Annotated in this window: 8 protein-coding genes and 1 pseudogene; 4 read left to right on the forward strand and 5 right to left on the reverse strand. The window is 57.8% G+C overall.

Translation table 11 applies throughout. The features are described 5' to 3' along the window. Positions 1–10 precede the first annotated feature (10 nt). Positions 11–1,357: an NADP-specific glutamate dehydrogenase gene (gdhA, locus tag QP915_RS04225; protein WP_284768218.1), complete on the reverse strand. Its 1,347-nt coding sequence runs from the start codon at positions 1,355–1,357 to the stop codon at positions 11–13. A 199-nt stretch (positions 1,358–1,556) separates the two neighbouring features. Between gdhA and QP915_RS04230 the strand changes: the two genes are divergently transcribed. Beyond that, entirely contained in the window at positions 1,557–2,639 is a 1,083-nt protein-coding gene (locus QP915_RS04230; protein ID WP_284768219.1) for a glycerate kinase, read from the forward strand. Here QP915_RS04230 and QP915_RS04235 read toward each other — a convergent pair. Beyond that, positions 2,636–3,034 carry a hypothetical protein gene (locus QP915_RS04235; protein WP_049378311.1) on the reverse strand — a complete coding sequence of 133 codons (399 nt, stop codon included), beginning with the start codon at positions 3,032–3,034 and terminating at the stop codon, positions 2,636–2,638. The genes QP915_RS04230 and QP915_RS04235 overlap by 4 nt on opposite strands. A gap of 36 nt (positions 3,035–3,070) precedes the next feature. Here QP915_RS04235 and QP915_RS04240 point away from each other — a divergent pair, with 36 nt between their 5' ends. Further along, entirely contained in the window at positions 3,071–4,276 is a 1,206-nt protein-coding gene (locus QP915_RS04240; protein WP_284768220.1) for an amidohydrolase, read from the forward strand. A 98-nt stretch (positions 4,277–4,374) separates the two neighbouring features. Beyond that, positions 4,375–6,765: a glycogen/starch/alpha-glucan phosphorylase gene (locus QP915_RS04245; protein WP_284768222.1), complete on the forward strand. Its 2,391-nt coding sequence runs from the start codon at positions 4,375–4,377 to the stop codon at positions 6,763–6,765. A 73-nt stretch (positions 6,766–6,838) separates the two neighbouring features. On the opposite strand, the gene QP915_RS04250 is transcribed toward QP915_RS04245, so the two are convergent. The 3 genes from QP915_RS04250 to QP915_RS04260 form a co-directional block, all read right to left on the reverse strand. After that, the gene (locus QP915_RS04250; protein WP_239234725.1) at positions 6,839–7,354 is read right to left on the reverse strand and encodes a hypothetical protein; all 516 of its coding nucleotides are present in this window, start codon (positions 7,352–7,354) and stop codon (positions 6,839–6,841) included. Between the two features lie 120 nt (positions 7,355–7,474). After that, positions 7,475–7,630 carry a hypothetical protein gene (locus tag QP915_RS04255; RefSeq protein ID WP_284768223.1) on the reverse strand — a complete coding sequence of 52 codons (156 nt, stop codon included), beginning with the start codon at positions 7,628–7,630 and terminating at the stop codon, positions 7,475–7,477. 36 nt (positions 7,631–7,666) lie between these two features. Beyond that, on the reverse strand, positions 7,667–7,867 hold the full coding sequence (locus tag QP915_RS04260; protein ID WP_239234729.1) for a hypothetical protein: 201 nt from the start codon (positions 7,865–7,867) through the stop codon (positions 7,667–7,669). A gap of 132 nt (positions 7,868–7,999) precedes the next feature. Between QP915_RS04260 and QP915_RS04265 the strand changes: the two are divergent. Next, positions 8,000–9,344, forward strand: a pseudogene (locus QP915_RS04265) (IS256 family transposase). The last annotated feature ends 101 nt before the right edge of the window (positions 9,345–9,445 follow it).

Genomic DNA, 9,445 nt, shown 5'->3' on the forward strand with positions numbered 1-9,445 from the left:
AAGCGAGCTACTAAATGACGCCCTGTGCCAGCATGGCGTCCGCTACCTTCTTGAAGCCAGCAATATTTGCACCGGCAACGTAATCGCCTTCACGGTCATATTCTTTAGCCGTGCTATCGATGTTTTTAAAGATATTGGACATGATCGAATGGAGGCGATCATCGGTGTATTCAAAGGACCAGGAGTCACGGGATGCGTTTTGCTGCATTTCTAGCGCGGAGGTAGCAACGCCACCAGCGTTGGCGGCCTTGCCCGGCGCGAAGTTGATTTTAGATTCTTGGAAGACATGGACCGCCTCTGGGGTAGACGGCATATTGGCGCCTTCGGCTACGTAGCGCACGCCGCCATCGACGAGCTTCTTTGCGGATTCACCATCGAGCTCATTTTGCGTTGCGCACGGCAAAGCCACGTCTGCCCGTACTTCCCAGATATTTCCACCCTGGTGGTATTCCACGCCGTTTCCAGCTTCCTCGGCATAGGTGGAAATACGTGCACGGCGGTTTTCTTTGACGTCCTTGAGCAGTTCAATGTCCACGCCATTAGGGGTGGTGATGTAGCCGGAGGAATCAGACATCGCAACTACGGTGGCTCCGAGCTCTTGGGCCTTAGCTGCGGCGTAGATGGCCACATTGCCAGAACCGGAGACGATAACCTTGGCGCCGTCGAAAGACTCGCCGTGCGTCTTCATCATCTCATTGGTGAGGTAGACCGTGCCAAAGCCCGTGGCCTCAGTACGAACCAGGGAACCACCCCAGGTCAATCCCTTGCCGGTGAGGACGCCAGATTCATGCTGCGTGGTCAGGCGGCGGTACTGGCCAAAGAGGAATCCGACCTCGCGGCCGCCGACGCCGATGTCACCGGCTGGCACGTCGCGGTATTCGCCAATGTGGCGGTGCAGCTCCGTCATAAATGACTGACAAAAGCGCATGACCTCTACCTCGGACTTGCCCTTGGGATCAAAGTCAGAACCGCCCTTGCCGCCGCCGATGGGCAGGCCGGTCAGGGAGTTTTTGAAGATCTGCTCAAAGCCGAGGAACTTGATGATGCCCAGGTTGACCGAGGGGTGGAATCGGAGGCCTCCCTTGTAGGGGCCGAGCGCGGAGTTGAACTGAACGCGGAAGCCGCGGTTGACCTGGATTTCGCCATTATCGTCGATCCATGGCACGCGGAAAATGAGCTGGCGTTCAGGCTCGCACAGGCGCTCCACCAGGCCGTAGTCCGCGTATTGCGGGTCTTTTTCCAGGACAATTTTCAGCGAATCCAGGACCTCAGAAACCGCTTGGTGGAATTCTGGTTCTCCCGCATTGCGCTTGAGCAATTTGTCGTAGTACTCAGAGATTTGGCTATCTACTGACATGGTGTGCATTCCATTCTGTGGACTCGTAAGAACAGATACCAGTTTCCTATCACACTACCGATAATGCAAACAGGTTCGAGGGCTTAGGGAGATACACAACACCTCTTACCAGCCACAATAAAGATAGATATTTTCTGTAGACCGTTCGAAACTTAAGCCGCGCAGTGCCCCATTGCACACGGGCTTTATAATTGCGGGCATGCATATTGTCGTCGCCCCAGACTCGTTTAAAGGCACCGCCTCCGCGCCCGAGGCCGCAGCCAGCATTGCTATGGGAGTGCGCCAGGTGCTTCCCGACGCCACAGTGACCACCCTGCCCATGGCCGATGGCGGCGAAGGCTCCGCTGCCGTCCTTGCGCAGGCAGCAGCGGCCGGCGGACAATCCGCCGAGACCATTACCCTGCCCACTACCGACGCCATTGGCCGCTTGACTCAGGCAAGCTATGTTCTCGCCGGAACCACTGCGTTCATTGACGTCGCCTCTGCCACCGGGCTGCCAGCCGTGCAGGACAGCCTTGATCCGCTCCACGCCGATTCCTATGGCACCGGCGTGCTGATCGCGGACGCAGAAACACGAGGTGCTACCTCGATCGTGCTGGGACTAGGCGGCACCGCCAGCATTGACGCCGGGATGGGCGTCCTCACCGCACTCGGCGCCGCCGCGCACGACGCCCGCGGCTATGCCCTGCCCAAGGGCGGCGCTCCTCTCGTTCAGCTGGACCACATCGATACCGCGCAGCTCAATATCAAGGCCGGCATGCTCGACTTCACACTGCTGGCAGATACCCGCGCTACCCCAGTGCAGGCGGCAACCATGTACGGCCCCCAAAAGGGAGCTAAAGGCGAACAAGTAGCGCTGCTGGCCGGCGCCATGCTCCAAGCCTGCGAGGTTACCGACACCGATGCAGATTCCGAATATTTTGGCGCCGCGGGTGGCCTTCCCATTGGCCTGTCCTGGCTCTCGCGCACCCTCTGGGGCTCAGACGAACACGTGCGCGTCCTGTCCGGCGGCACGCACGTAGCCGCAGCACTGGGCCTTCCGGAAAAGATCGCCGCTGCCGATCTCGTCATTACTGGCGAGGGCCGCTTTGATGAACAGTCTCTGACCGGCAAGGCAGTCGGAACCATCACGGATCTCGCCCGACAAGCCGGAACTCCCGTGGGCATTATCGCCGGCTCCTTCGAGCATGACACCGACGCCTATTGCGCTCCCCTTAGTCAAGAAGGCTCGTTGGCCCAGCAGCTAGCGGCGGCCGCCGGGGACATCGTTAAGCAGCTCTAAGGCCGAATGGACAGTGACCACGGGAAGATAGCGGGCCGCTCATGTGCCAGCTCGTCTTCAAGCAATACGTGGTCCTTGGGCAGCACTGCATGCGGGGTGAGAAGGCGCGAGAGCACCATGCCCAGCTGGTTGACCGAGCCACTCACGCCCGCCACCGCAATGTCGTAGCGGTGCACGCTCGCGTCCTCAAGGTCGCGGTCCTCATGCTCGTCGCGATAATTTTGCCGCAGCTGCTCCTCCAACCCCTCTGGAAACTGCGGTGCCTCTGGGCGGGTAACGTCAGCTGAGGAAAGCGAACCACTCTCCACCAGCTTGTCCGTGGCGGTGGTAAAGATTTCCGCGACGCGCTCTGCTTGCGCGTTGGGAACCAAAACATCAAATTGAATAACCGGCATAGCGCCAACCCTACCCAATCCCTAAGGTGTGAAACCATGTCTGATTCTGCCCGCATCGCCCAGCTTGTCACTTCCCAAGAAGCCGATCTGGGGTGGCAGCAGGACTTTTACGAAGACCTGCACCGCCACCCCGAGCTTTCGCATGAAGAGGAGCGCACCGCCGCTCGCATCCGCGCCAAGCTCGCCGATTTTGACTGCGAGGTAGTGGAAAATATCGGTGGCTTTGGCATGGTCGCTATCTTCCGCAACGGCGATGGTCCCACTGCTTTGCTGCGCGCAGACTTCGATGGGTTGCCTGTCGAGGAAGCCACGGGCGTGTCCTATTCCGCCACTAATGGAAAGATGCACGCCTGCGGGCACGATATGCACACCACGGCGCTGCTGGGTGCCTGCGCGCTTCTCGACGCCTCTCGGAGCTCCTGGTCCGGCACCTTCCTCGCCCTTTTCCAACCGGCCGAAGAATCCTCCGTGGGGGCTAAGGACATGTTGGCCGATAACCTCATCGAGCGTGTGCCTCGTCCCGATATTTGCCTAGGACAACACATCATGCCCGGCCGCGCCGGTACTGTGCGCCACACCGCCGGCCCCATCATGGCCGGCTGCGATTCCCTGCGCATTCGCGTCTTTGGAAAGTCGGCCCACGCCTCCATGCCCCATAACTCCATCGACCCCACCTATATCGCGGCCATGATCGTCACCCGCCTCCAAGCTATCGTGGGCCGCGAAGTTGCCCCACACGAGTTTTTTGTCATCTCTGTAGGCGAGCTTCACTCCGGCGATAAAAACAACATCATTCCCGAATCCGCCGAGCTCGTGCTCAATACGCGCTATTACGATCCCGCACTCGCGGAAAAGGTCTATGCCTCCCTCGAGCGCATGGTCAAGGCCGAGTGTGTGGCGTCCGGAAGCGAGCAGGACCCGACCTTTGAGTACTACGCTCACGGCGAGGTCACCGATAACGACGCTACGGCCCACGCACCAGTGGCCGAGGTTTTCGATGCCGCCTTCGGCTCCGATTCGGTCATCGCCTCCCCTTCTACCGCCTCTGAGGACTTTTGCTATCTACCACAAGCATGGGGCGTACCTTATGTCTTCTGGCACATCGGTTGCACTCCGGAAAATGAGTTAGAGGATCCGCCTGTCAACCACCAGGCGACCTTCCTTCCGGACTATGCCCCGACCGTATATGCCTCCACCCGGGCAGCATATGGTGCGGCATTGACCTACTTGGCTAAGTCCTAGGTACCCGGCGCGCCTTTCCCTATTCCCCCCTGCAAGGCTGCGCCAATCCTATTAAGCTGGCAGACGTTTCGTGACTTCCCACTAACTTAAGGTTTCACATGAGCCAGCCACGGCACTCTGTTTTCGAATCCACCGTTCCCTCCCATGTTCGTGCGGCCTCCGGTGTGAGCCCGCACAGCGCTTCCTACCGCAAGTTCTGGTCGGGCCTATCCGGCGCCGTCATGGAGCAGATTGCCGATAATTGGGAGCGCACCCGTTCGGCTTACGCTGCCACCCGCCAGCAGCACTACTTCTCCGCGGAGTTCCTGCAGGGCCGCGCGCTGCTCAATAACCTCACCAACCTGGGCTTGGTCGACGATGCCAAGGCAGCGGCCACCGCTGCCGATCACGAACTGAGCGATGTCTTCGACGCCGAGCACGATGCCGCGCTCGGCAACGGTGGCCTCGGCCGCCTTGCCGCCTGCTTCCTCGATTCCGCTGTCACCCAGGACTACCCCGTCACCGGTTATGGCCTGCTCTACCGTTACGGCCTTTTCCGCCAGTCCTTTGAGAATGGCTTCCAGAAGGAACAGCCTGATGCATGGATGGAAAACGGCTATGACTTCATCATCCGCCGCGCCTCCGAGCAACGCCGTGTCCACTTCGATGACATGGATGTGCGCGCCATTCCCTATGACATGCCTATCACCGGCTATGGAACCGATAACGTAGGCACGCTACGCCTGTGGAAGTCCGAACCCATCGCTGAATTCGATTACGACGCCTTCAACTCCCAGCGTTTTACGGAGGCCATTGTCGATCGCGAGCGCGTCATGGATATCTGCCGCGTGCTCTACCCCAACGACACCACCTACGAGGGCAAGGTACTGCGCGTTCGCCAACAATACTTCTTTGTCTCCGCATCCCTGCAGACCATGGTGGATAACTACATTGCCCAGCACGGCGAGGACCTCACCGGTTTTGCGCAGTACAACTCCATCCAGCTCAATGACACTCACCCCGTGCTCGCCATCCCAGAGCTCTTGCGCATATTGCTCGATGACCATGGTCTGAGCTGGGATGCGGCATGGAAGATCGTCACCGAGACCTTCGCCTACACCAACCACACCGTGCTCGCAGAGGCACTGGAGAGCTGGGAAGTGTCCATCTTCCAAAAGCTGTTCTGGCGCATCTGGCAGTTGGTGGAAGAAATCGATCGCCGCTTCCGCGAAGATATGGCCCATCGCGGCCTGGATCAAGGTCGCATTGACTACATGGCGCCGGTGTCCAACGGACAGGTTCACATGGCCTGGATCGCCTGCTACGCCGCTTACTCCATTAACGGTGTCGCCGCCCTGCATACCGAAATCATCAAGGCCGATACGCTGTCCGAATGGCATGAGCTCTGGCCAGAAAAATTCAACAATAAGACCAATGGCGTCACCCCGCGCCGCTGGCTGAAGATGTGCAACCCCCGCCTGGCAGAACTGCTCACCCAGCAGGCTGGTTCCGATGCGTGGGTTACTGACCTCACCCAGCTGGCCAGACTCGCCGATAAGGCCGACGATGCTGACCTACTACGAGAACTGATCGCCATCAAGCAGGCCAATAAGCGCGACTTTGCGCAGTGGGTAAACGTCCACCAAGGCGCTGAAATCGACCCTGATTCCATCTTTGACGTGCAGATTAAGCGCCTGCACGAGTACAAGCGCCAGCTGATGAACGCCCTCTACGTCCTTGACCTCTACTTCCGCATCAAGGACGAGGGCGAAACTGTGCCGAAGCGTACTTTCATCTTTGGTGCCAAGGCCGCACCGGGCTACGACCGCGCTAAGGCGATTATTAAGCTCATCAACACCATCGCAGACCTGGTCAATAACGACCCGGCCACCAAGGACATCATCCGCGTCGTCTTCGTAGAGAATTACAACGTCTCCCCCGCCGAGCACATCATCCCAGCCGCTGATATCTCTGAGCAGATTTCTGTGGCTGGCAAGGAAGCCTCCGGCACGTCCAATATGAAGTTCATGATGAATGGTGCCCTGACCTTGGGCACCATGGATGGAGCAAACGTAGAAATCGTCGAGGCGGTTGGCGAGGACAACGCTTATATCTTCGGCGCCCGCAATGAGGAATTGCCACAGCTGCGCGCCGAGTACAACCCGGGCGAGCTTTACCAGAGCGTGCCAGGCTTGGCCCGCGTACTGGATGCGCTTGTCGACGGCACCCTGGGCGCAGACAATGCCGGTATCTTCGGCGATCTGCGCGCCTCGCTTCTCGACGGCTTCGGGGAGCACGCTCAAGACCAGTACTACGTCCTAGGTGACTTCGCCGACTACCGCGAGACCCGCGACCGCATGGCTGCCGAATACGAGGCAGACCAACTTGCCTGGGCCAAGAAGGCGTGGCTCAATATTTGCTACTCTGGCCGCTTTTCTTCCGACCGGACCATCGCGGACTATGCCAACGAGGTCTGGAAGATCCAACCAACTCCGATTTCCCAGAGCTAAGAAAAGTCCTGCCCCTCCGCTTCTGCAGCTGAGGGCAGGACTTTAACGTGGCGTTAGGCCTACTTCCGTTTGTTTAGCGCAGGCCGACGCGCTTTAGCTGCTCATAGATGGGCTTTAGGTCAATATTGAGCACACCCATCTGCGTGGCTAGGAAACCGAGTCCGCCAACGACAGCGCCCAAGATTCCTAGGCCTGTAGCTAGACCTGCGGCAAAGCCCTTGCTGCTGCCCTTCTTTCCTGCATCATCCGCCGGATTAGTAGTACTTCCCGGCTGCTCTGGCTCGTCGGCAGAGCCGGCGTCACCATTCCACCACTCATCAAAGACCAAGTTGGCCACCAAGGTGTTATCGATGAAATCGCCGCGCACCGAATCCGTACCGGAGGTATTAGCCATGATGTCCTCAGAGCCTGCACCCTTGAAGAAGAATGGCACCAATTGGTTGGTGTGCTGCCCGGAGTACCAACCGTGCCGAGCGACCTTGCCCTTTTCGCCTTCCATGGCGTTAAAGCGGTCTTCCGCATCAGGGTTGTCGTCCGTCGCTGCCTCATTCGCACCGGATAGATAACCGGTTTCGTGATCCGCGGTCACGACGAGCAAAGTGTCCTCCCACGAGGAGTTCTCCTCTACCTACTTGATGGCAGCATCAACCGACTTATTAAAGTCCTGAGTCTCCTCGATATCGCGCACTGGGTTATTTCCGTGGCCGGCTCAGTCGATGGCACCGCCCTCAATCATGATGGAAAAGCCATCCTCGTCCTGTCCCAGCGCATTGAGGGCGCCAGTCGTCATGGTGGGGAGATCGACGACGTCGTTAAGCGGGTCAGAGTACGGAGCCTTTGCCTCGCCCGAGCGGGAGTTCTGCAACGTGGAACCTACCTGCGCGATACCCCAATACTTCTGCTACGGCTTGACGTCACCTTGCGCCATCTTCTTGAAGTCATCGTTGGACTCGAAGTAATTCCAGTCGGTCTCGCCTCCGGAAAGCTTGGCGTAGTCGTCCTCGTACATGAAGCTATAGTCGGGAGTATCGACCTTCTGGTGGTCATTATCGTAGAACGGGTGGCCAGCGGCCATGACCAAGTCGAGGGCGCTGCCGAGCATCTCACGGCTAATGTCCTGCAGCTTATCGCGGTCCTTGTTGTGCGCGGCCCACGCCGCCGGAGTGGCTTCGGAATAGAGAGTGTCTGATGGTTTGTGTGTGGGTACCTAACCTGCATGAGGAGATGGACCAGAATGACTACTGTGGCGAGACGAGATCCGGCTGATAAGGCCAAGATTGATGCGATTGAAAAGAAGCTTCTTGCTAACCCTGAAATCGCGAAGCTGATTGATGACCTAGGCACGTCTACAACGGATGCCAACGACCTGGTTCGCGGCATGTTGCAAGCCTCGATTACCAGGGGACTCAACGCTGAAATGGATGCCCACCTGGGCTACGAGTCTGGCGACAGGAGCGCTAAAGCTGCAGCTAGAACAGACAATCACCGCAACGGGTCGTATCCAAAGACCGTGGATTCTAACTACGGGCCAGTTACCGTTGATGTGCCGAGGGATAGGGCTGGCACATTCTTGCTGACTATGGTCCCTAAAGGCTCGAGGAGATTGACCGATGTCGATGACATGACCGTTAGCTTGTACGCCGGTGGGATGACAATTAGGGACATCCAGCACCATATGGCAACGGCGATGCGTGTTGATATTTCCCATGAGACGATTTCCGCAGTCACCGATGCCGTCCTCGATGAGGTCATGGTCTAGCAAAACCGCCAGCTAGACGAGTTCTACCCGGTCATTTTCCTGGACACGCTGCGCATTAAACTCCGCGATGGCGGCCTAGTGGTCAATAAGTCCGCGTACATGGCAATCGGTGTGGATCTGGACGGTATCAAACACATTTTGGGATTGTGGATGGCCAAAGAAGAAAGCGCTTCATCCTGGGCGCAAGTATGCGCCAATCTTTCTAACCGTGGGGTTAAAGACGTCTTTATCGTTTGCTGTAACGGGTTCAAAGGCTTGCCGGAAGAAGTAAAGGCAACCTTGGCCGAACTCTATGGTGCAAACCTGTATCGTGCACCTGATTCGTGCCGCTAACCGATGGGTAGCCTACAGGGATCGCCGGGGCGTATCGGCCGCGTTGAAAAAGATTTACACCGCCACGGACGAGTCCACAGCTAAGGCTGCCTTAGACGAATTTGAAGCCTCTGAATTGGCAGAAAAGTATCCACGCTCAGTCAAAGTCTGGCGAGATGCATGGGCGCGTTTCGTACCGTTTCTCCAGTTCCCACCAGCAGCCAGCAAGGTCATTTACACGAAGAATTCGATTGAATCATTCAACAATGAACTGCGGAAAGCTACCCGCAACAGGGTGCAGTTCACTAACAATGAATCAGCGCTCAAGACGCTATGGTTGATGATCTGCAATATCGAAGACAGACGAGCTGCCAAGAGAGCGAAGCAGGGCAAACGGGTCTCAGCGACAACCGGCAGACTCATGGAAGGGACCCGAGTTTCCGGCTGGAAACAAGCCATTAACCAAATGGCCGTGGCCTACCCCGACAGCTTCGACAAATACCTATAAACCTAGCCCCACACACAAACAACTTGACGCTGATAATGGGAATACAGGATCGGAACCACGTGGAATGACCCACTTCTTGACTGGCCATGATCTCCTCATGT

This window comes from Corynebacterium sp. MSK158 (assembly GCF_030229085.1).
Lineage (GTDB): Bacteria > Actinomycetota > Actinomycetes > Mycobacteriales > Mycobacteriaceae > Corynebacterium.

Excerpts from the sequence above, each read along its gene's own strand:
- gdhA (WP_284768218.1), bottom strand. The coding sequence starts at position 1,357 with ATGTCAGTAGATAGCCAAATCTCTGAGTACTACGACAAATTGCTCAAG.
- QP915_RS04230 (WP_284768219.1), top strand. The coding sequence starts at position 1,557 with ATGCATATTGTCGTCGCCCCAGACTCGTTTAAAGGCACCGCCTCCGCG.
- QP915_RS04235 (WP_049378311.1), bottom strand. The coding sequence starts at position 3,034 with ATGCCGGTTATTCAATTTGATGTTTTGGTTCCCAACGCGCAAGCAGAG.
- QP915_RS04240 (WP_284768220.1), top strand. The coding sequence starts at position 3,071 with ATGTCTGATTCTGCCCGCATCGCCCAGCTTGTCACTTCCCAAGAAGCC.
- QP915_RS04245 (WP_284768222.1), top strand. The coding sequence starts at position 4,375 with ATGAGCCAGCCACGGCACTCTGTTTTCGAATCCACCGTTCCCTCCCAT.
- QP915_RS04260 (WP_239234729.1), bottom strand. The coding sequence starts at position 7,867 with ATGCTCGGCAGCGCCCTCGACTTGGTCATGGCCGCTGGCCACCCGTTC.